Origin of the sequence: Taibaiella soli, assembly GCF_003236175.1 — a bacterium.
Lineage (GTDB): Bacteria > Bacteroidota > Bacteroidia > Chitinophagales > Chitinophagaceae > QKTW01.
In genome coordinates, this window is record NZ_QKTW01000017.1 from 30,759 (window position 1) to 52,577 (window position 21,819).

Here is a 21,819-nt window from a genome sequence, read left to right on the forward strand (position 1 = left end):
GCTTATTGAAAATAATAGTCTTCAGACTTACGATGGAAGATCGGAATATACCAACCGCCGCGGATACCGAAAAGGATATCTGTACGCTTATCCTCACCGGAACGGCGCACATCATATAAATAAGTACGGCGGCCCTGATCAAAGGCAGCTACAAAATCGATACCGATCGTATAGTTGAGCAGCTGATTGGCAGCAAAGTGATTGTAACCTATATACTGCTCGTAGTAAATACCATTCGTCAAGCGGTCGTAACCTTTTATATAATCGCCTTTAATGGTGCTGATATTATTGGCCTTGTCAAAAATTTTGATTTTGTGCTGAATAAAACCGACACCTGGCATCACCAATAAACCATTTTCGCCACCTTTCGATTTTCCGAATGTAAAAATATAACCACCCTGTAAGCCGATCATATAGCCCCGTTCGTAAATGCCGACATTCATACGGTGACCATCCTGATCAATAAACGCGCCCTGGTCGTCGCGGATATTATACATCAGCGAATCTTCTTTCACGTTATCCCCGAAAAGAAAATCATATTTGACACCGAAAATCCAGTTGCTTTTGGTTTTATAATTTGCAGAAGCGCCCAAACGAAAACTGCCGCCAAAACGATTAATCATATCGCCACCCGGCCGGTCATAACTTGCGTTTACTCCAAATACAAAACCCTGATGGCGTACACCTTTGGGAGCTTCGCCCTTTGTGCCGAATAGATCATCCTGAGCCTGACTATTTATAGAAAGAAAAAGAAGACAAGTAATTAAAAATGCAAAACGCTGCATAAGACTATTCTGTTTCAATGCGTGAAGATAATAAGATTGTGCGTTTTGCGCTTCACATTACGATCAAAAGGGAAATTTAGCTGACAATTTACCACATTAGCAAAACACACATTCATATTTAGTTACATCTTCTTATCCGTTATCCCCTTTACTTTCAGCATAAAACCTGTATGTTTGCAACCGCTAAATTTTGGCTATGCACAACTTACAAATGGTTGACCTGAAGCGTCAGTATGAAAAAATAAAACCAGAAGTCGATGCAGCGATTCAGAACGTTCTGAGCACTGCAGCTTTCATTGGAGGACCGGATGTAAAAGCATTCGGCGAAGAACTGGCTCAATACCTCGGCGTAAAACACGTAATTCCGTGTGCCAACGGCACTGATGCGCTCCAGATTGCCCTGATGGCACTGGGTCTGCAGCCGGGCGACGAAGTAATCACTCCTTCTTTTACATATATCGCAACAGTTGAGGTTGTAGCATTGCTGCGCCTGAAACCTGTTTTTGTAGACGTACACGCAGATACCTTTAATATGGATATCGAAAGCGTACGCAAGGCAATTACGCCAAAAACCAAAGCAATTATTCCGGTACACCTTTACGGCCAGAGTGTAGATATGGAACCATTGCTGGCACTGGCTGCGGAGCACAACATTCCGGTAATAGAAGATAATGCACAGGCGATCGGCGGTCATTATACTTTTGCTGACGGCACCAAAAAAATGAACGGTTCAATGGGCATCATTGGCTGTACGAGCTTCTTCCCTTCCAAAAATCTGGGTTGTTACGGCGACGGCGGTGCAATGTTTACCAACGACGATAAACTGGCTGAAGAGCTGCGTATGATTGCCAACCACGGTCAGAAAGTGCGCTACTACCACGAAATGGTAGGCTGCAACAGCCGTCTGGACAGCATGCAGGCTGCAGTACTGCGCATCAAGCTGCGTCACCTTGACGAATATTGCGATGCACGCCGCGCGGTAGCTGATCATTATGACGCTGCATTTTCCGGCAATAAACATATTGTAACACCTGCGCGTGCTGCCAACAGCAAACACGTGTTTCACCAATATACACTGCAACTGAAAGGCGTGAGCCGCGATGAAGCGCAGAAACTGCTGGCTGAAAAAGGTATTCCTTCTATGATCTATTATCCGGTGCCAAGCCATAAACAGAATATGCTGAAAGCGTTTGCTGAAAACCAGCAGGCACTGCCGGTAACGGACATGCTTACTGATTGTGTTATTTCCCTGCCAATCCATACAGAGTTCACGAAAGAAGAACTGGAATATGTAAGCAGCAATTTCTTAGCTATTGTAGACCAACTGAGCAAATAAATGAACGTTATAACCACTCCGTTTGAAGGATTACTGATACTGGAACCACGTGTTTTTAATGACGACCGCGGTTACTTTTTCGAGAGTTTTAATGCGAATGCGCTGAAACAACATACAGGTTTCGGTAATCAGTTTGTACAGGACAATCAGGCACGTTCTACAAAGAATGTTTTGCGTGGTCTGCATTATCAGAATGAGCCGACCCCACAAACAAAACTGATCCGCGCGCTGGAAGGCGTGATTTGGGATGTTGTGGTAGATCTTCGTCCAAACAGTAAGACTTTCGGTCAATGGTACGGTGTAGAGCTTTCTGCTGAAAACAAACGCCAGTTCCTGATTCCACGTGGTTTTGCGCATGGCTATTCTGTGCTGAGCGAAACTGCCGAGATCTTCTACAAATGCGATAACTTTTACGATAAATCTGCCGAAGGCGGTCTGCTCTACTCCGATCCGGAATTAAACATCGATTGGAAAATAGACCTCAATCAGGCGATCATCTCCGAAAAAGACCTGGTACAACCAACGCTGAAAGAAGCGACTTACCAGTTTGCATAAGCAATAAAAGATTTGATGAATAGACCGCGACAGTAGTGTTGCGGTCTATTTTTTTGTGCCCCACTCGCGTCACTGCGACAAAGGAAGCAGCCTGCGCAATATGATGGTCCACCCCCTGCGGGTCTTCCCGATGACGAGGAACGAGGAAGTGGGGATCTGATTTCGCGATGGGAAAAACACTCGCGTCAGCGCGACGAAGGAAGCAGCCTCACAAACCCAAATTATCCGGAGACGTTGCATGCAACGTCTCTACAAACAGCACAAACCCTCACGCAGGACACCCCCCTGCGGGTCGTCCCGATGACCACGAAGGAGGAAGTGGGGATCTGATTTCGCGCAGGGAAAATACATGGCGCAGCTCCTCATTAGCATTAAGCCGAAACCTGTTCTCGTATTTGGCCTACCTGCTCCCCCAAAATAAGCGGACCTATCTCTGACGTAGATCGACCTACCTATGAGGATAGGTGCACCTACCTCCAATGATAGCCCGACCTTACCCTAAGGATAGCTCGACCTACCTCCAACAATAGGTGGACCTACCTCAAACAATAGCCTGACCTTACCCTGATGGTAGGTAGACCTACCTCCAACGATAGGTGCACCTACCTCTAATGATAGCTCGACCTTACCTTAAGGATAGCTCGACCTACCTCCAACAATAGGTGGACCTACCTCCGATGGTAGCTCGACCTTGCTCTAGAATAGGTCACGCAAAAAAACCGGTAAGCACAAAAAAAGCCCCCACCAAGGTGGAGGCTATTATTAAGTATTTCAATGGTTTATTGCGGATTAGCCGGAGCAGCATTATTCGCCGCCGGATCTATAGCAGCTTTTCTACCGCCGTAACGCTTGTTCCAGTCGTCGATTTCGTGCATTGCGGTATCCAGAGAACTGTTGCCGGTACGGCCTACCTGAAGAGAAGCGGCATAATTATCCGTATAGGTCATGATATCTTTACTATTAGCGATCTGAATATTGGTAATCTGTTCAGAAAGCGCCATCAGCGATTGGCGAAGGTCTTCGAGGTGCTGATCATAATCTAGCGCGTCTGCCAGTTGCTGCGGATCATCATTGCGCGAGAGACAATCTGGGTGCGCCAACGCGATGCGGGACAAAAGGCGAACGTAACCTTCGCGGCCTTCGGCCATTGTGCGCATCCCCATTTTATCGGCAGCGGTAAGCGATATGGCAAATGGCAGCAATGTTTGTCTGAAACCATCTACTGAGTTCTTATAGCTGGTAAGTGCGGCATCTGCAATGCGCTGCTGGATCATTTTGTTCATCTAGAAGATTTATTTAGTTAACCTTCTGTTGTCAATGACTGTGCCGGATTTTGCAAGGAAATGTTAAAAAGGGATTCAGCAGAATCAAAGTCCTTTTGCAGAGGATTGACTAGCAAATACTCATACCCATTTTATTATTTTTATAACCTAAACCGATCAAATGTCAAGTACTACCGAAGAACAGCTAGAATTGGAACTTTTTAAGGAACCCCAAAACACCTTCAGCAAACACCTCAATATAAAAGGAAACGAGCGCATCTTATTTTCCGCGAAATTCGGAATGGGTAAAACAACCTTTTTAAAGCATTACTTTGACCTTCCTGAAAACAAAAAGAAGTACAACGTCATTCATCTTTTTCCTGTCAATTATTCAGTGGCCACCAATGAAGACATTTTCAGGTATATCAAATACGATATAATCCTCGAAATGATTCTGGCCGGTATGCCTGTAGAAGATATTGAATTGACACTCTCAGATACGCTTCTTTATATCCTTCCCCAACATATAGATACTCTTATCATTACACTGATAACCATGCTAGGATTGGCTGGGAAAGACGTTTCAGAAACAGCTGGCGTGATTCCGGCAATTATAACAGCGGGTAAAGAGTTGAAGGAAAAAGTCGAAAGGAAGCACAAAGAGATAGAGAGTACTAATAGTGATGCCAAACAATTACTAGAATATGTTGACACTCTTTCGAAACGGGAAGGTTCAATATTCGAGTATGATCTGGTAACCGAAATTATTGCAAAAACACTAGGGGATCTTAAAGAATCTAGTGATGAGCGCAAAGAATCTGTTTTGATTATTGATGATTTAGATAGGATAGATCCAGATCATGCTTTCCGCATTTTAAATGTTTTTGCAGCTCATTTTGATTATCGAAACCGCCAACTTTCTAATAATAAATTTGGTTTTGATAAGGTGATTTTTGTTTGTGATATCGATAATATAAGGAACATATTCAAGGCAAAACATGGACCTGATGTAGATTTTAATGGCTATTCCGATAAATTCTATAGTAAGAAAATTTATTTCTATGACAATTTTTCCGCTTACACCGATTGGGTGAAGAAAAAGCTCTCGTTTGTCGAAATGATAGACGAAAGTGGACAATACGCGCCATTGCGCATTTCTAGCTTCCTATATCAAGAAGATCTTTTTAGCATCTTATCTGCATTTTTAGCTTATAAATTGATTGATTTGAGAAATGTAGACAAATGGGAAGGCGGTAAACTCCATTATTCTAAAACCGAACGGGTAAACAACGTAGTTATCAACTCGGACCAATATCCGATCATTATCGTCATTAAATTCCTTGTTGAAATAAAAGGAAGCGTTTCTATGTTGCTGGAATTATTGAATCAGCTACAAGGAAAAAGTCTTTCGATACAAGATTTGCAATTGGAAAAATTGTGCGTTAATCTCATCATACTTATACTAAAAATCCAAACGGGGCTGAATGGTACGGAACCACTCTACTATGATTTAAAAGGAACAAAAGTGCGGCTGTCCTATGGTGTTGGGAATTCCTTCAACAATTTCACACCGGCACAAACTACTGTAAAAACCACGGTTTTCGCTCCGTTAGGAGTACCTGACATTCAAAAACGATATGAATATAGGGATGACGACCTTGTGACCCTGCTCATCGAAGCCCTGTCCATACTAAGGCATGTTAGAATTTTATAGTTGAAAGACATGGTTTAACACCAATCAACAAATAGAGAAGCGCGGCTCTCGCCGCGCTTCTCTATTGCTTATCCAACAATTTCTGCAACAGCTCCACCTTCTCCCTTTCACTTTGCAGCAACCGTTCGTAAAGCTGTTTATTTTCATCTAAAGCTGCCAACCATTTTTCTGTAGGATTGACGATGTAATCACCATTGAAACTTCCGAGACCTGAAGAATGATCAGTAATTGTATTTCCAATAAAATTAATAGCCGGGTCTTCTTGCAATTCAAAAGCTTCTACCGGAATTTTCAGAACGTTAGAAAGCTGTTGCAGGATAGCGTCATCAATAACTTCCTTTTGCTCCAGCAGCGAGATTTTCTTCTGGCTCCAGTCGTCGCCCATTTCAAAGGCAAGCGCTTCTTGCTTCAGTCCTTTCCATTCGCGAAACTTGCGCAGGTTTTTTCCGTGATGTGCTTTATTGTGATTCGCCATAGCTTACAAATATATACAAAGGGAATTGACAATGAACAGTTGACAATTGACAATGCTCTTGCTATTAGGCTACCCCTTCGTCGCAGTGACGCGAGCGGGGTGCAGACGTTAGTAGCGGGATGGTTACGGGCTTTGTGCGCTGGCAGCTTTCTAAGTTATGCCTTATAGTTACTTGGAGCAGCGATGTAGTCATTGCTATTTCACAGCACAAAAAATTCCTGCTATGAAGCGTAATCAAATACCGGCTGTTATTTATACTGACCGTGAACTGCAACCGATGTTTCTTTCTGGCAATGAAATCGCCGATCCGCAAAAGGTGCTGTCACAGTTCTTTGATCGTTATACCCTGCCCGATTTCCGTGCCTGTTTTGGGTCGTTGCTCAATGATGCGTTGCATAACACCGTGCTGCCGGAAGATGTGGTGAAAGCGCATCAGGCGCTGGCGCTGGAGGTGGTGCAAGTGGTGGAAGCAGCGTTTCTGTTGGAGGATAGAGGTTAGCCTGTTTTTCGTGAGGGAGAACTCGAGTTTAGGACACACAACATTTCGCAAGAGTCCTCCTGCGTCGGAACAGTGGTAGTGTTTTTCCCGGCGCGAAATCAGATCGCCACGTCGGCCTTTGGTGGCCTCCTCGCGATGACCCGTATTTTGTCGGCCCGTCGCGTAGTACCCCCTTCGGGTCTTCCCGATGACGACGCAGGAGGAAGTGGGGGTCTGATTTCGCGTTTTGTTTATTGCCAGGAGCGGGCTCAATAACAGCACCGTTGATGAACGGAGCGTCGCAACTATGCTTCATCGGAGTAAAAAAGTTGGTGGCAAAAGGTTTGCCCGGCGTCCTCGGGACGGCATGTGTGGTGTGTTCTTCGCGAGTACCTTTATTTGGTGCAGTTTGCTTTGTCGTCGTTCCTCCTCCGCGCAATGACGCGAGCGAGCGGCCCACACTATATAGATTATGTTTTTTCTGGGTCATCCCGATGACGACGAAGGAGGAAGTGGGGATCTGATTTCGCGTTTTGTTTATTGCCAGGAGTGGGCTCAATAGCAGCACCGTTGATGAACGGAGCGTCGCAATTATGCTTCATCAGCGTAAGAAAGTTGGTGGCAAAAGGTTTGCCCGGCGTTCTCGGGACGGCACGTGTGTTGTGTCCGTCGCGAGTACCTTTATTTGGTGCAGTTTGCTTTGTCGTCGTTCCTCCTCCGCGCAATGACGCGAGCGAGCGGCCCACACTATAGATTATGTTTTTTCTGGGTCATCCCGATGACGAGGAAAGACCCGTCTTTTCGTGGCAATCCACGAGTGATACCCATGTTATGGATACCCTTATTTGGTGCAGTTTGCTTTGTCGTCGTTCCTCCTCCGCGCAATGACGCGAGCGAGGTACCTATATTTCGCGGGATCCCTCTTTCATCGGGATGACATATTAAAACACATTAAAACACATTAAGCACATTAAACACATTAGCCATTATCGCACTAAAAAACAGATTCCCCACATTAAACATATTCCGCACATTCACCATTTAATCATTTACCCAATTAACCGCTCAACCATTTCGCTCAAATAATTATTTTTGCAGGCATTCAAAAAGAAGGATCTATAAATGTCGGCAGAGAACAATCATAATGAACAGAGTACGGTTTTAATTACTGACATGTACCAAAGCTGGTTTTTGGATTATGCCAGCTATGTAATCCTGGAGCGTGCCGTTCCGGCGCTGGAAGATGGTCTGAAGCCGGTTCAGCGACGTATTCTGCACGCAATGAAAGAGATGGACGATGGCCGTTTCAATAAAGTGGCCAATGTGATCGGACAAACGATGCAGTTTCACCCGCACGGTGACGCTTCTATCGGTGATGCTATTACCAACCTCGGCCAGAAAGACCTGATGATTGATACTCAGGGTAACTGGGGCGACGTTCGTACTGGTGACAGCGCGGCGGCAGCCCGTTATATTGAGGCGCGTCTGTCGAAGTTTGCGCTGGATGTAGCCTTCAACGGAAAAACTACCGAATGGCAGCTGAGTTATGACGGTCGTAAGAACGAGCCGGTGACTTTGCCGATGAAATTCCCGCTTTTGCTGGCGCAGGGCGCAGAAGGTATTGCTGTTGGCCTTTCTACCAAAATATTACCGCACAATTTCGTAGAGCTGCTTGACGCGGCTATTAAATACCTGAAAGGGAAAAAATTTGAACTATATCCGGATTTTATCACCGGCGGCATGATCGACGTAAGCAATTACAACGATGGCGCACGCGGCGGTAAAGTGCGGGTAAGAGCACATATTGAAGAGGTAGACAAGAAAACGGTTGCTATCCGCGACGTTCCTTATGGTTCTACTACTTCACAGCTGGTAGACAGTATTCTGAAAGCTAATGATGCTGGTAAAATCAAGATTAAAAGCGTTGCGGACAATACGGCGAAAGACGTGGAATTGCTGGTGACACTGGCGCCGGGTATTACCACCGATCAAACAATTGATGCGCTGTATCTGTTTACGGATTGCGAGGTTTCTATTTCTCCTAATGCTTGTGTTATTATCGATGACAAGCCGCATTTCATTGGCGCAACTCAATTGTTGCAAAGCTCTGTGGAGCATACGAAAGGCTTGCTGCTGAAAGAACTGGAAATTAAACTCAGCGAACTCGAAAACGACTGGCATTATTCTTCGCTGGAAAAAATCTTTATCGAAAAACGTATTTACCGCGACATCGAAGAAGAAACAACCTGGGAAGGCGTACTAGCAGCTATCGACAAGGGTTTGGCGCCATATAAAAAGAAATTCCGCCGCGAAATCACGCAGGAAGACATCGTAAAACTGACGGAAATCCGCATCAAGCGTATCTCTAAGTTTGACTCTTTCAAAGCGGACGAACATATTAAAGGTGTAGAAAACGAAATCGGCGAGGTTAAAAACAATATTGCCAACCTCACGGAGTTTGCAATCCGTTACTACGAAAACCTGCTGAAAAAGCATGGTAAAGGCCGGGAGCGTAAAACCGAAATCCGCACGTTTGAAACCATTCAGGCAACACAGGTTGCTATCGCGAATGCCAAACTTTATGTGAATTACAAAGAAGGCTTTATCGGTACGAGCCTGAAGAAAGATGAATTTGCCTTCGATTGTTCTGACCTCGACAATGTGATCATATTCCGCAAAGACGGCAAAATGATGATCACTAAAGTTGCGGACAAAACCTTTGTGGGTAAGGATATTCAGTATATCGCCATCTTCCAGAAAAACGATGAGCGCATGACCTACAATATGATTTACCTCGACGGTAAAACAGGCATCGCTTACGCAAAACGCTTTAACGTAACGGGCATCACCCGCGATAAAGAATACGATCTGACGAAGGGCAACCCGAACAGTAAATTGCTCTACTTCAGCGCCAATCCAAACGGTGAAGCGGAAGTACTCACGATTTCACTTTCTCCGGGCAGTAAAGCACGTATCAAATCATTCGATTATTATTTCGAAGAACTGGATATCAAAGGTCGTAGCGCAGGTGGTAACCAGCTCACGAAGTATCCGGTGAAAGCAGTTAAGTTCAAAGAAAAAGGTCGCTCTACCCTTTCTGCCATTAAGATCTGGTATGATCCGGCAACAGGTCGTCTGAATAAAGAAGAAAACGGGCAGCTGCTTGGCCGCTTTGAAGAAAATGACCGCATAATCGTGTTCTACAAAGACGGAAACTACGAGCTCACCGATTTTGAGCTGACCAACCGTTACGATACAGACGCTATTCTGAAGATCGAGAAATTCAATCCGGAAAAAGTCGTTACAACGATCTATTACGATACCAAAACCGATCAACACTACGCGAAGCGCTTCGTGGTGGAAACACAAACGCTGAAAAACAAATTCCTCTTCATTAAAGAAGGCGAAGGTAACAGCGTGGTAATGGTAAGCACACAATCGGAACCAGTGGTGATTTTGCGTAGTGGCAAAAAACGCGCCGACATGACGGAAGAGGAAGTTTCTTTATCGGAAAGCATTGAAGTGACCGGCTGGAAAACAATCGGTACAAAAATCGGTGGTACTGATCTGAAAGAAGTATTGGTGGTGGGTGAAGAAGATAATAAAGAACCGGAAGCCCCGACTTTGTTTTAAGCATCAATAATGCTGAAGGCTTAAAGCGCAAAGCATAAAGCTTGCCTGTGTGATTATCATTATCAACTGTCAATAGTTAACTGTACATTGAAGAAACTCATTTTATATAGTCTGCTATTTGTAACTGCAAAAGCGTTTGGTCAAAATGATCAAACGCTTTTGCGTACCAGGCTTAACAACCTGACTACCGAACAAACAGATGCTTTCGCGAAAAGCATGATTCTGTCGCCATCTGATCATCAGCTATTTGGCGCTTATCTGGCGAAAACAATGCCAACCGGACCAGAAAAAGATACAATTACACTGGGAACGATAGTAAACCGCTTTCTTGCCTATAAAAAGGACCAGGATGCGAAACTAGCCGCAGGCAATCAATTCGGTACCGATTCCTTCTTTGTCCGTACACCAGATGGTGAAAGGATCTTCCTGGGCATGGGTCAGTTGAGTTTTGATAAACTGGTGCTGCAAAACATGAATGACCTTCCGGCGTCTTACAAAGACTCGCTGTCAAAAATCGGATTTACGGATATGGAAGTTGTGGCCAATGCAATGCCCGCACTTCACCTGGATCCGGAATCCGCGATGATTTTTGGCAATGTGCTGATGACTTTGCACGAGCAACGCAAGGACCTGAAAAAATATAAAATAGGCGACATTCTGGTGATTACAGAAAGAATTAAAAAGGAACCTGCATTTAGACAGTTTGCGGATAAAATGAAGTAGCGGCGATGCAACGGCACACATGGAATAACACGTATGTTTCATAGTAGTACTGTTGATAAACGGAGCGTCGCAACTATGTTTGATCGGAGCGAAATGCTCATTGTAAAAAATTAATTCAAATTTCCAGTTTTTCGCTGCGCGAAATCAGATCCCCACTTCGTCGTTCCTCCTCATCGGGATGACCCTCATTTTGTACGTATTTTGTGTGTGTGAGACAAACTATCCGCTTTGACCTTTAGGCTGCCAACGCAGCTTTTGACTTTTGAATTTTGACTTTTGAATTTGCCCAATTCGCCATTCGCTTCTCCACGAAAAATTATTACCTTCACGAATCAGTTTTGTTAGAAAGTAGGATTTCGTATACATGAAAAAGATTGAACTGGAAATAGTCGCATTATCCCATAGCATTACCCAAACTCATTCATACGCAGTTGTACTTGGAGAAGTAAACGGTCTGCGCAGACTGCCAATCGTCATTGGCGGGTTTGAGGCGCAGGCGATTGCAGTAGCGTTGGAACGGATGCAGCCAAGTCGTCCTCTCACACATGATCTGTTTGCCAATTTTATGTCGACATTCGGCATTGAGCTTACAGAAGTGATCATTTACAAACTGGAAGAAGGTATTTTCTTTGCTAAGCTGGTTTGTCAGTCTGGCAACGAAGAAGTTATAGAAATTGATTCCCGTACTTCCGATGCTTTGGCACTGGCAGTGCGCGCTAATTGCCGCATTTATACTTACGAAAATATACTGGAAGCTGCCGGTCTCTACCTCGACCAGAGCACAGAAGGCGGTCAGGGTGCCGAGCAACCTGATCCTAAATCATTATCCGCTACACCAAGCACTCCTGTAAGTACAAACAAGGATCTTAAATCATTGAATATGGAAGAATTAAACACCTTGCTGCACCAGGTATTGGAACAGGAAGACTACGTTCGCGCCATTTCTATCAGAGATGAGATCAACAGCCGGAAGAGCAAATAAAAATGTCACAGAAAAGTTAATTAAGCCAGCAGCCGTCTCCGGTTGCTTAAACTTCTTTAATTTACGACGGTCCACTTTAATGTAAAGAAATTATTAAATGAAAAAAACTTTATTGATGGCCGCTTTTTTAGGCCTCATCGTGAGTCAGGAAAATGTGCAGGCACAGGAATTTAAAAGAAATTGCGGATTCGGCATTGCACTGAATAAATACGAAGCAAAAGATCCCTCCTTTAGAGAAAAAGTCCACGCCTATCAGGCAGAACAGGTAGCACAATACCAACAGTTGCGGGTGAATGGTGCTTTAGAGCGTGGCACAGGCATTTCGCCGATTCCGGTTATTTTTCACATTGTTGTAGACTCTGCATTGTATAATCAGATGGGCGGCGCTACCGGCATCGCCAATCGCGTTAATACACAAATGGATGTTCTGAACAGAGATTTCAATCGTCAGAATGCGGATAGTAGCCAGATTCCTGCTGTGTTCAAAACTGTATATGGCAATGCTAATATCCAATTCGGATTGGCGCACCGTCAACCAGATGGCACCACTACTCCGGGTTACGAAATCAAAATAGTAAGCAGCACCGTAGCAAATAGTATTGCCGGTGGTTCCAATTCGCTTTTCAGCGCTGCGAAATATAGCAATCAGGGCGGTCTTGATGCCTGGGACAATACCAAATATCTGAACGTATGGGTAACTAAGACCGGTGCAAATACAGGCAATGTGATACTGGGTGTTACCGTTCCGCAAAGCAGCATCAACTACGGTCAGGCGGCGCAAGCTGAAAAAGGAATTGTGCTCAGCGGATATGCAATTGGCGTTCAAAGTTCAGCCACCAACGGTCAGACCTTCATTTCAGGCATTACGGGCGGCCGCACGTTGACGCACGAAATGGGCCACTTCTTCGAAATCTGGCACGTATGGGGTGACGATAACGGTCGCTGCCCTGGTCATCCAGGTGGTCATGACGACGATATCGCAGATACACCGCCACAGGCAGATGCAACTTATGGCAACCCGACTTTCCCGCTATATGACAGCTGCTCTGCTGCAGGTACAAACGGCATCATGTTCATGAACTATATGGATTATGTAAATGATAACGCGATGCACATTTTTACTAACGACCAGATCATTAATATGCAGGCTTCACTTAACGGTGAAAATTATACATTGACACAACACCCTGAACTATTGGCATGGCCAACTGCCGTTACAAACGTAGAACAGAAAAATAATTTTGACATCTATCCTAACCCGACTACGGGATCTTTCAACATATCTTTCAACGGAAGTGGCGTACTGAAAGCCATTCACGTACTGGATATGATGGGCAAGAATGTACAAACGATTAATATCAATAATCAGCAGAACGGTATTTATCCAATCGATTTGTCTGGGATGAGTAAAGGTATTTACTTTGTGCAGTGCCAGTTTGATGAAGGTGTGATCAGCAGAAAAATAGTATTACAATAATAATGACAACACAGCTTACTTTATCTGAAGTTTTACAACAGTCCAACTTAGATAAAAACCTGCTCGCAATAGCAGAAAAAGTACAACATCAGCAGCGCCTTACCGAAGAGGAGGGCGTTTTGCTTTTTGAAAAAGGCGAACTCGGTTTTGTAGGCGCGCTGGCTAATCATATCGCGCAGCGTCTGCACGGCGGCAAGGTCTATTTCAACCGCAATTTCCATATAGAGCCAACAAATGTTTGTGTGTTTACCTGCAATTTCTGCTCTTATTCCCGTCAATACAAGCATCGCGACGATGGCTGGGAAATGAGTCAGGAACAAATGCTGGATATCGTACGCAAATATGATGGGCAACCGGTAACGGAAGTCCATATCGTTGGCGGTGTACATCCGAAGATGAACCTGGAGTTTTTCTGCGAACTGATCAGCAAAATCAGAGCACATCGTCCAGAGCTGCATATTAAAGGTTTTACCGCAGTAGAACTGGATTATATGTTCCGCAAGGCGAAAGTATCTGTAGAAGAAGGTTTGCGTATGATGAACCAGGCGGGTTTACAGTCATTGCCAGGCGGTGGCGCTGAAATTTTCCACCCGGAGGTACGTAACGTAATCTGTGAAGATAAAGTAGACGGCGAAGGCTGGCTGAATATCCACGGTACGGCGCACAAGTTGGGCATGCATACGAATGCAACCATGCTGTATGGACATATTGAAAAGTATGAACACCGCGTTGATCATATGAGTAAGCTGCGTACGCTGCAAGATGAAACTAGTGGTTTCAACTGCTTTATTCCGCTTAAATTCCGCAATAAAGACAACGATATGTCGAACATTGCAGAAGTGAGCATCATTGAAGATTTACGCCTGTATGCGATTTCCCGCATCTTTATGGACAACTTCCGTAACCTGAAAGCTTACTGGCCAATGCTCGGCAGACAATCAGCACAGCTGACGCTTTCTTTTGGTGTGAATGACCTGGACGGCACAATTGACGATACTACCAAGATTTATTCAATGGCCGGTTCTGAAGAACAAAATCCATCGATGAGTACAGAAGATCTTTGTGATATGATTGAAGCTGTCGGTAAAATTCCGGTAGAGCGCGATACGGTGTACAATGAAATTAAAGTGTACGGTACTGCAGCGGCATCGCTGTCTTAGTATCTTATCAATATTTATTAAGAAGCCACTGCGTGTAACACGCAGTGGCTTCTTTGTTCTTTTTTAATAATCTGACACGAGAGCGCTGCGCTAACTCTTGCCAGTTTTTTTAAGAAGAAAGTACCTCTTTGCTGGTGCGATATGCCGTTCCTTTAAAAATCGAAACAATTTCACCTGCTTCATTTCTGGTAATGATATCATACACGCCGGTTTTATAACCATCATGGAGTTCTTTCGCTTCCACAAAAAGCACATCACCTGTTTTCGCAGCGCGTACAAAATTCACGTGTACATCCAGCGCTACACTAATGCGGCCCTGCGTGTTGCATGCAAACGCGAAAGCACTGTCTGCCGCTGAAAATACCACGCCGCCGTGCACAATACCGAAACCATTCAACATCTCGGCACGCACCGTATAATGTAGTTTGCAATAACCTTCTGCATATTCATCAATTTCAATCCCCAGCCATTTGCTGAAAGCATCGTCGGCCAGCATCCGTTCTTTAATCTGTTCTAATTTCGTCATGTTATGCTAAATGTCTGCGGTCATCAATATGGCTTACCTTACCGCCTTCACTACGCGGAATTGTTCCGGTTACGGCAAGCGTCACACGCATGCTTAGACCACAATTGTCTTTTATTTTTTTAGAGAAATATCCTTTAATGTTACGCAACAGATCGTATTGCTCCATGATCGCTTCGTTGATCTCAGAAATTTCCAGCGCTTTCAGCACTTCATCCCTCAGCTCTACCACCACATCCACTTCGTCCATACTACCCTTCCGAGTAACGATCAGCTGATAATAAGCACTCAGTTCACCGATTTCATTGATGATTTCTTCGATCTGTGTATGGAATAAATTCACACCGCGAATGATCAGCATATCATCTGAGCGACCACGAATCGGGCCCATTTTGATATGCGTCCGCTTAATCGATTTATCGTAGTAAATATTCGTTATGTCGTTGGTATAATAGCGCAATACCGGCATCGCTTTTTTAGTAAGCGTTGTAAACACCAATACGCCCAATTCCCCTTCTGGTAAAGGTTCACCAGTATGCCGGTCTACCACTTCCGGAAAGAAATGATCTTCCCATATATAACTGCCGGTGCCCTGTTCGTCTACATCTTCCATAGATACCCCCGGTCCCATCACCTCACTCAGACCGTAGATATTTACAGCTTTTACGCCCAAGCCTTTCTCTACCTGTGCACGAATCGTTTCGGTCCATGGTTCTGCGCCAAGCACCGCATATTTTAAATTAATCGCAGAAAGAGGAATGTCTCTTTTCTTTAATTCCTCGGCCAGCGTTAATGCATAAGATGGCGTACAGCTGATTACTTCCGATTGAAAATCCTGCAGCAGCATCAACTGACGATCGGTTCCGCCACCGGAAATCGGAATCACAGTCATCCCCAGCTTTTCGGCGCCATAATGCAGACCAAGACCACCGGTAAATAAACCATAACCATAGGCGTTCTGCAATTTCATTCCTGGCCGACAACCGCCAGCTGCAAGGGAACGTGCTACAGACTCCGCAAAAATGTCAATATCTTCTTTGGTATACCCCACAACCGTTGGCTTGCCAGTAGTACCGCTGGAACAATGCAGACGCATCAATTCCTGCTCCTTGACAGCAAATAATCCGAAAGGATAATTATCGCGCAGTGCTTTTTTATAAGTAAACGGAAGTTTGTGTATTTCTTTCAGGCCCTGAAATGTGGCGGGATTTATATTAGCCTGATCCAATTGCTGTCGGTAAAATGGGACACGATCGTAAACATAAGCTACTTGTTCTTTCAACCGCTGATCCTGCAGTTTGCGTAGCTCTGTTAAAGCCATCGTTTCCATTGAGGCGTTGTAAAGCATATCTAAAGTTGGCGTTTTTTAGGCTTTTTATCAAAAGAAAATACGAATCGATCTCTGAAATTCCAAAGCTGTAATTACATTATATATGGGACGACAGGCAATGAGTAAATAATAATTAACTCAAAATTCAAAAGTCAAAATTCAAAAGATGTTCCCTCATCTGAATTTGTCGCGTTTGTACAATCCTGGCATCGATACATTCCGGAATTTTGTGCTTTCAATTTATCTATATGAACACAACCTTCGAAAGCAATCAACGAATAAACGATCATCCTGTTTACGATGTTATTATTTCCGGTGCCGGGCCCGTGGGGCTATTCCTTGCATGCGAACTGGCTTTAGCTAAATGCTCCGTGCTTATATTGGAGCAAGCAGAAAACCCTTCATCTCCATTAAAAAGACTTCCTTTCGGCATTCGCGGACTTTCCGCACCATCCGTTGAAGCGATTTATCGTCGCGGCATGCTGGGTGAACTAACATTACACAAACGCGTTCAAAATCCACATCAACATGCCAAGGAAGGTGCGCAGCGCCAGGCTGGACATTTTGCAGGCATACCGTTTCAAGAAGGCAATATTGATACATCCGACTGGAAATATCGTTTACCATGTGCTACGGCTCCCAATCTGCTTTCAGAAATGGAAGAGTTGGAAACAGTTTTCACACGAAAAGCTGAAGCATTAGGCGTGACTATTAGACGAGGATTTGCAGTTATCAATTTTCAACAGACTGAAGATACTGTAACCGTTGAAGCAAATCATCAGATGTTTAAAGGCAAATGGCTTGTAGGCTGCGATGGTGCACGCAGCATCGTGCGTAAACTCGGTGGCTTTGAATTTGCCGGCACGGAGCCTGAATTTACTGGTTATACTACCCTGCTCGATATTGCGGACCCAGAAAAATTAAAACCAGGCAGAAACGTAACGGACAAAGGCATGTATATGCAATCGCAGCCAGGCTACGTACTCCTCCAGGATTTTGACGGTGGTGCTTTCCATCATTCCAAACAAGCCATCACGCGCGAATATATACAAGAAGTATTGCGTCGCATTTCTGATACAGATGTTACGATCAGCGCACTGCACACAGCCACCACGTGGACAGACCGCGCACGGCAGGCTACTGCTTACCGCAACGGCCGCGTGCTACTAGCCGGAGATGCAGCACACATCCATTCTCCATTAGGCGGTCAAGGACTCAATCTCGGATTGGGCGACGCAATGAATCTAGGCTGGAAACTTGCTGCCACTATTCATAACAACGCGCCGGAAGGCCTGCTGGATAGTTATTATAACGAACGATATCCAGTCGGTGCGCAAGTACTGGATTGGTCGCGGGCACAGGTCTCCATCATGAAACCAAGTCCGGAAGCGAGGGCGATGTACGCGATCGTCCGTGACCTTATGAACACGTCTGATGGGGCCACTTATTTTGCAGCGCGGGTCTGGGGCGTGTTTATGCATTATGATCTGGGTGGCGGCCATCCATTAACGGGCTACAGTGTTCCCAATTTCGAATTGATGAATGACACTGCCGTTGGCGAGCTCATGCACGGCGGCAACGGGATATTGCTCGATTTTGACAATGATACTGCTTTGAAAGAATTGGCAAGCCGTTACAATCACCTCGAGTATGTTTCGAGTGCCGCAAAAGACGAATTAGGTTTGCGTATTGTATTGATTCGCCCGGATGGTATTGTAGCGTGGGCTGCTGATAACAATCCTGAGCATGAAACGCTCAAGGATGCAATAGATCGATGGTTTGTGCGCAAATCAGCCTAGCGATTTTTCCATTGCTTCGAATCAAAGAAATCAAGACTAAAGAAAACCAGGTTTAAATGAAAAGGCATTTTGCTAAAAATCCTCTGGCATTTCGAAGCTCATTCGTTCTTTTGTTTTGGGATGTGTAAATGAAAGCGAAGCTGCGTGTAAATGCAAACGTGCGTCGGGCGTACCATACAGATCATCGCCAAGAATTGGCGCATTGAGTCCGAGCTCGTGTGCGGAATGCATGCGCAACTGATGTGTACGGCCGGTCAGTGGCCAGAAATGAATTCTGGTCGTTGTTTCGGTCTTACCAACGACTTTCCATTTGGTGATGCTTTTTTTGCCAGTCTTGAAACAAACCAATTGTCTTGGCCGGTTAAATAAATCACCCGTCAACGGAAGATTAATCTCTCCTTCGTTAGATTCAATTATTTTAGAAAGCAACGCTGTATAACGTTTGCTTACGGTCCGATTTAAAAATTGTTTCTGTAAATGACGGTGCGCAGCAGGCGTTTTAGCCACTACCAGAAGTCCGGAAGTACCCATATCTAATCGATGTACAATCAGCGGCTCAACGTCTGCCCACTTTAGTTTAAGCCTGCTGTAAACAGAATCTTCAATATCAACGCCGGGAACAGAACGTAATCCTGCCGGTTTATTTACTACCACGAAAGAATCATCTTCATACACAATCTGGAGATTGATATCTTCCGCCGTCGGTTGTAAGAAAGGATTTTCATCTGTAGGAATACCTTCCAGCATATGCGCTAAAATGGGCTTGCATTTGCCCGTACAAGCAGGATAAAACTGTTTGTGTTTTCTTACCTCGGATTTGGGCGAAGCGCCCCACCAGAATTCGGCCATAGCAAGCGGTTTGTAACCGTTAGCAAACGCATATTGCAGCAATTTGGGCGTTGCACATTCTCCGGCCGCAGACGGCGGTTTTCCAAAAGCAGTCTGACTGAAAATATCCTTCAGGCTTTTGTTTTTACCGTCCTTATTCAAAAAAACATATTGCTCGAAAAGTTGTTCTTGTAAAGTAGCAGATCTTTCTTTCCGTTCGTTTTTTAATGCCTCAATCTGATTTTCAAATGCTGTAAGATTGGCGCTGTTTTCTGTCAACACTTGCTTCCACTGGTCTGTCAGCACTTTTAATCTATGCTTATCGTGCAGACTTTGTTTGATCAGATCGGTTTCAATCAGTTCATATTCCGCCGGTGTTGTTGTTGCATTAGCTTCTTCGCGAAGTTTTGCACGGAGCTCTTTATTTTCCTTAAGCTGCTTTTTCATTTCTGTAATTTCCGAAGCAGACCGGCTCGAAAATTGCAATAAATCAGATTTCAGACGCAAATATTCTTTGCTATTTTCTATTTCTTCAATCTTCGTGTTGATCGAATTAATGATTTCCTGTTCTTTGAGAAAGAAACTGTTTTCTACCAGCATATCGAACACCGGTGGAACAAACGAGGGATGATCATTCGTGCCAGCAAGCTTACCGGAAAAAGCCCACAAATAGCCGGGTTTCCCCCCTTTATCAAGCACCACTAAAACGCCAAACATTTTTCCGATAACCATATCTTCCCGCTCCGGTGTAAGACCGAAATTATGATCGAGATCTGTTTGTGTTTCGAGATAATGCACCAGCGCATCCGCAGCGATGACCGCCAGCGGATGTGGTTCATAATAAAATGGGAAAGTAAATTGCCCTGGCAGGGCTATTTCATTTATTACACTGTCCGGAAAATAAAAAAATCTGGGATCGTTGACTCTCAAGCTCTATCGCGTCTTTAGGCTGTAAAGTTACGGTAATAGGCAGACAGGTGGGTCGATTTATCGTCCGCTGACCGTCTTATCAAAGCATACCCATTTGCACAAACACAGAAAATCAGTGCAAAACATTCAATGGTTTAGTAAACGACCAACTGGATATAAGCTAACTTATTATTTTTAGTTAGTCTTAATTGTGTTGGCAAATCAGGGAACCGCTCCACAACTGTTTCCCTTGCGCATCTTTAAGTACAACCCAATAGGTTCCACTTGCTGCGTTACTGATATCTACTTTATTGATTTTGCCCTGACATTGCATTCTGTGTATCAATTTTCCGTCTGCTGCAAACACGCGTAAATCATAACCGGGATCCGTCCAGAGTCCTTGTAACTCGATTGTAAAAATGCCCGTGTAAGAAGGATTGGGATATACAAGGACTTGCTCAGATGAGCTCACAATCGAATTTGTCGCGGTATCAATCTTTCCTGCTGATGCCGACAATCGGCTTGCAGGAGCGGTTGCCTCGATCGTCACAGCGTTTAAAAAAAGCTCTTGACCTTCAGTAGCTGTAAAAGAAAAAGTGCTCTGTAAATTAATCTCTTTCGCCAGTACCAAAGTTTTTAAATTATTAGGTCCGGGAATCAAATCAAAACCAGAAAAGCTAACAGTAGATCCGCTGAGCAATGACCAACCCGGATTATTGGCAGTGTAAACAGGATCCGCTGCTGCAGCGAGTCCCGCATTTCCTGTTATAATTAACGGTGTTTGAAATTTCGCAACAACCGATTGATTATTTACTGTTACTGTCCTTTTATAATCACCGCTAGTTAACAGCGATTCACGAGAGCGATTTTTCCAGCAATGCTGCATAATAGCATCTTTCAACGCATCTATCTTAATCGCCTTTACTTTCTGTGAATACCTCGGCGGCCATCTTCCATTTTGAAAATCGGTATACACCAAATCCGAAGATGGGACTTCAGAAGGATCACCTGCTTGCGACAAAATGCCGATGAGCGCAGGATTGTTTGCATCTTGCCGGATCACCGGCGCACCCGAATATCCTTGCCCGATATTATTTGCATTACCGGAAAGATCTGTCCAGAAAGTATAGTCGGTGTAAGGCGCCGAACGAGCCGCATTATAAACCATCCCGTCTGCCTGACGCTGAGGCATCTTGTATGGATGTCCGAGGGAAAAATATCGGTCATTGCCATCAAGAACTGCGTCAAATTCATATCCTTGCATCGCAAAACTCGTGCTTGTAATAGCATCTTTGTCCACGAGCAGCAAAATTGCATCGGGCACAACATCAGCTACCACTTCGGCGTTGAAACTTGTCTTATATCCAGACTGTAGACTGTTGTACCGAGCATCTACAACGGAAGGTTTGCCGTAATATTTAAGATAAGCATCGAACGCTACTTTTTGTCCCACTTGCACATTTTGTCCTCTGAACACATGTCCTGCGGAACAAAAACACACTTTATTGTCATCTCTGAATGTTTGAATAAATGTGCCTGTTGCATTTCCGGGTACTGGCACGGGCAAGGGAATCATGAAAAGACCATCAAAAAATGGATAATAGCTTCCCATCTGATATATGCCCACAACTGCTTTGCTGGCGTCCGAAATATAAGCAGCCTGATTTGCTGCACTATTGTAGTATTTGAAATACTGCGCGTACGCTCCCACCGGAGCTTCGGGCATTTCGGTCCATTGAGCATTTACAACCGACACAGACCCTATGCCTGCCAGCATGATGATCCAAACGACAAAATGTTTTATCTGCATAATATTGCTTCAGCAAAAGCTGTTCTTGTTTGTCCTTTCA

The 21,819-nt window shown here is 44.5% G+C and carries 17 protein-coding genes; 10 read left to right on the forward strand and 7 right to left on the reverse strand.

Annotated elements, in window-relative coordinates:
- Window positions 1-2 precede the first annotated feature (2 nt).
- Window positions 3-785: a hypothetical protein gene (locus DN068_RS11645; protein WP_110999101.1), complete on the reverse strand. Its 783-nt coding sequence runs from the start codon at window positions 783-785 to the stop codon at window positions 3-5.
- Between the two features lie 196 nt (window positions 786-981).
- Here DN068_RS11645 and DN068_RS11650 point away from each other — a divergent pair, with 196 nt between their 5' ends.
- Entirely contained in the window at window positions 982-2,121 is a 1,140-nt protein-coding gene (locus DN068_RS11650; RefSeq protein ID WP_110999102.1) for a DegT/DnrJ/EryC1/StrS family aminotransferase, read from the forward strand.
- Window positions 2,122-2,676, forward strand: a complete 555-nt coding sequence (gene rfbC, locus DN068_RS11655; RefSeq protein ID WP_110999103.1) for a dTDP-4-dehydrorhamnose 3,5-epimerase — start codon at window positions 2,122-2,124, stop codon at window positions 2,674-2,676.
- Between the two features lie 779 nt (window positions 2,677-3,455).
- Here rfbC and DN068_RS11660 read toward each other — a convergent pair.
- Complete coding sequence (locus tag DN068_RS11660) at window positions 3,456-3,959, reverse strand: hypothetical protein (protein WP_110999104.1); 504 nt, start codon at window positions 3,957-3,959, stop codon at window positions 3,456-3,458.
- Window positions 3,960-4,119: 160 nt separating this feature from the next.
- On the opposite strand from DN068_RS11660, the gene DN068_RS11665 reads away from it, so the two are divergent.
- Window positions 4,120-5,652 (forward strand): P-loop NTPase fold protein, encoded by a 1,533-nt coding sequence (locus DN068_RS11665; protein ID WP_110999105.1) that lies wholly within the window; start codon window positions 4,120-4,122, stop codon window positions 5,650-5,652.
- A gap of 61 nt (window positions 5,653-5,713) precedes the next feature.
- Here DN068_RS11665 and DN068_RS11670 read toward each other — a convergent pair whose 3' ends face one another.
- Complete coding sequence (locus DN068_RS11670; RefSeq protein ID WP_110999106.1) at window positions 5,714-6,127, reverse strand: helix-turn-helix domain-containing protein; 414 nt, start codon at window positions 6,125-6,127, stop codon at window positions 5,714-5,716.
- Between the two features lie 223 nt (window positions 6,128-6,350).
- Here DN068_RS11670 and DN068_RS11675 point away from each other — a divergent pair, with 223 nt between their 5' ends.
- The 6 genes from DN068_RS11675 to mqnE all read left to right on the forward strand — a co-directional run bounded on the left by DN068_RS11675 (window position 6,351) and on the right by mqnE (window position 14,580).
- The gene (locus DN068_RS11675; RefSeq protein WP_110999107.1) at window positions 6,351-6,626 is read left to right on the forward strand and encodes a hypothetical protein; all 276 of its coding nucleotides are present in this window, start codon (window positions 6,351-6,353) and stop codon (window positions 6,624-6,626) included.
- 1,101 nt (window positions 6,627-7,727) lie between these two features.
- On the forward strand, window positions 7,728-10,238 hold the full coding sequence (locus DN068_RS11685) for a DNA gyrase/topoisomerase IV subunit A (RefSeq protein ID WP_110999109.1): 2,511 nt from the start codon (window positions 7,728-7,730) through the stop codon (window positions 10,236-10,238).
- An 87-nt stretch (window positions 10,239-10,325) separates the two neighbouring features.
- Complete coding sequence (locus DN068_RS11690; protein WP_110999110.1) at window positions 10,326-10,961, forward strand: hypothetical protein; 636 nt, start codon at window positions 10,326-10,328, stop codon at window positions 10,959-10,961.
- Window positions 10,962-11,325: 364 nt separating this feature from the next.
- Window positions 11,326-11,943: a bifunctional nuclease family protein gene (locus DN068_RS11695; protein ID WP_110999111.1), complete on the forward strand. Its 618-nt coding sequence runs from the start codon at window positions 11,326-11,328 to the stop codon at window positions 11,941-11,943.
- Window positions 11,944-12,040: 97 nt separating this feature from the next.
- On the forward strand, window positions 12,041-13,420 hold the full coding sequence (locus tag DN068_RS11700) for a zinc-dependent metalloprotease (protein ID WP_110999112.1): 1,380 nt from the start codon (window positions 12,041-12,043) through the stop codon (window positions 13,418-13,420).
- A 2-nt stretch (window positions 13,421-13,422) separates the two neighbouring features.
- Complete coding sequence (gene mqnE, locus DN068_RS11705) at window positions 13,423-14,580, forward strand: aminofutalosine synthase MqnE (RefSeq protein ID WP_110999113.1); 1,158 nt, start codon at window positions 13,423-13,425, stop codon at window positions 14,578-14,580.
- Window positions 14,581-14,689: 109 nt separating this feature from the next.
- Here the strand turns inward: mqnE and paaI are convergent, their stop codons facing one another.
- The gene (gene paaI, locus DN068_RS11710; RefSeq protein ID WP_110999114.1) at window positions 14,690-15,106 is read right to left on the reverse strand and encodes a hydroxyphenylacetyl-CoA thioesterase PaaI; all 417 of its coding nucleotides are present in this window, start codon (window positions 15,104-15,106) and stop codon (window positions 14,690-14,692) included.
- A gap of 1 nt (window position 15,107) precedes the next feature.
- Window positions 15,108-16,451: a phenylacetate--CoA ligase family protein gene (locus DN068_RS11715; RefSeq protein WP_110999115.1), complete on the reverse strand. Its 1,344-nt coding sequence runs from the start codon at window positions 16,449-16,451 to the stop codon at window positions 15,108-15,110.
- A 230-nt stretch (window positions 16,452-16,681) separates the two neighbouring features.
- On the opposite strand from DN068_RS11715, the gene DN068_RS11720 reads away from it, so the two are divergent.
- Complete coding sequence (locus tag DN068_RS11720) at window positions 16,682-18,232, forward strand: FAD-dependent monooxygenase (RefSeq protein ID WP_110999116.1); 1,551 nt, start codon at window positions 16,682-16,684, stop codon at window positions 18,230-18,232.
- A gap of 72 nt (window positions 18,233-18,304) precedes the next feature.
- Here DN068_RS11720 and DN068_RS11725 read toward each other — a convergent pair whose 3' ends face one another.
- Both DN068_RS11725 and DN068_RS11730 read right to left on the reverse strand, forming a co-directional pair.
- Entirely contained in the window at window positions 18,305-19,990 is a 1,686-nt protein-coding gene (locus tag DN068_RS11725) for an RluA family pseudouridine synthase (RefSeq protein ID WP_110999117.1), read from the reverse strand.
- Between the two features lie 184 nt (window positions 19,991-20,174).
- The gene (locus DN068_RS11730; protein ID WP_110999118.1) at window positions 20,175-21,779 is read right to left on the reverse strand and encodes a T9SS type A sorting domain-containing protein; all 1,605 of its coding nucleotides are present in this window, start codon (window positions 21,777-21,779) and stop codon (window positions 20,175-20,177) included.
- Window positions 21,780-21,819 lie beyond the last annotated feature (40 nt).

Bases quoted from the DNA above. Each gene is read 5' to 3' on its own strand.
- DN068_RS11645 (WP_110999101.1), bottom strand. From the start codon at position 785: ATGCAGCGTTTTGCATTTTTAATTACTTGTCTTCTTTTTCTTTCTATA.
- DN068_RS11650 (WP_110999102.1), top strand. From the start codon at position 982: ATGCACAACTTACAAATGGTTGACCTGAAGCGTCAGTATGAAAAAATA.
- rfbC (WP_110999103.1), top strand. From the start codon at position 2,122: ATGAACGTTATAACCACTCCGTTTGAAGGATTACTGATACTGGAACCA.
- DN068_RS11660 (WP_110999104.1), bottom strand. From the start codon at position 3,959: ATGAACAAAATGATCCAGCAGCGCATTGCAGATGCCGCACTTACCAGC.
- DN068_RS11665 (WP_110999105.1), top strand. From the start codon at position 4,120: ATGTCAAGTACTACCGAAGAACAGCTAGAATTGGAACTTTTTAAGGAA.
- DN068_RS11670 (WP_110999106.1), bottom strand. From the start codon at position 6,127: ATGGCGAATCACAATAAAGCACATCACGGAAAAAACCTGCGCAAGTTT.
- DN068_RS11675 (WP_110999107.1), top strand. From the start codon at position 6,351: ATGAAGCGTAATCAAATACCGGCTGTTATTTATACTGACCGTGAACTG.
- DN068_RS11685 (WP_110999109.1), top strand. From the start codon at position 7,728: ATGTCGGCAGAGAACAATCATAATGAACAGAGTACGGTTTTAATTACT.
- DN068_RS11695 (WP_110999111.1), top strand. From the start codon at position 11,326: ATGAAAAAGATTGAACTGGAAATAGTCGCATTATCCCATAGCATTACC.
- DN068_RS11700 (WP_110999112.1), top strand. From the start codon at position 12,041: ATGAAAAAAACTTTATTGATGGCCGCTTTTTTAGGCCTCATCGTGAGT.
- mqnE (WP_110999113.1), top strand. From the start codon at position 13,423: ATGACAACACAGCTTACTTTATCTGAAGTTTTACAACAGTCCAACTTA.
- paaI (WP_110999114.1), bottom strand. From the start codon at position 15,106: ATGACGAAATTAGAACAGATTAAAGAACGGATGCTGGCCGACGATGCT.
- DN068_RS11715 (WP_110999115.1), bottom strand. From the start codon at position 16,451: ATGCTTTACAACGCCTCAATGGAAACGATGGCTTTAACAGAGCTACGC.
- DN068_RS11720 (WP_110999116.1), top strand. From the start codon at position 16,682: ATGAACACAACCTTCGAAAGCAATCAACGAATAAACGATCATCCTGTT.
- DN068_RS11730 (WP_110999118.1), bottom strand. From the start codon at position 21,779: ATGCAGATAAAACATTTTGTCGTTTGGATCATCATGCTGGCAGGCATA.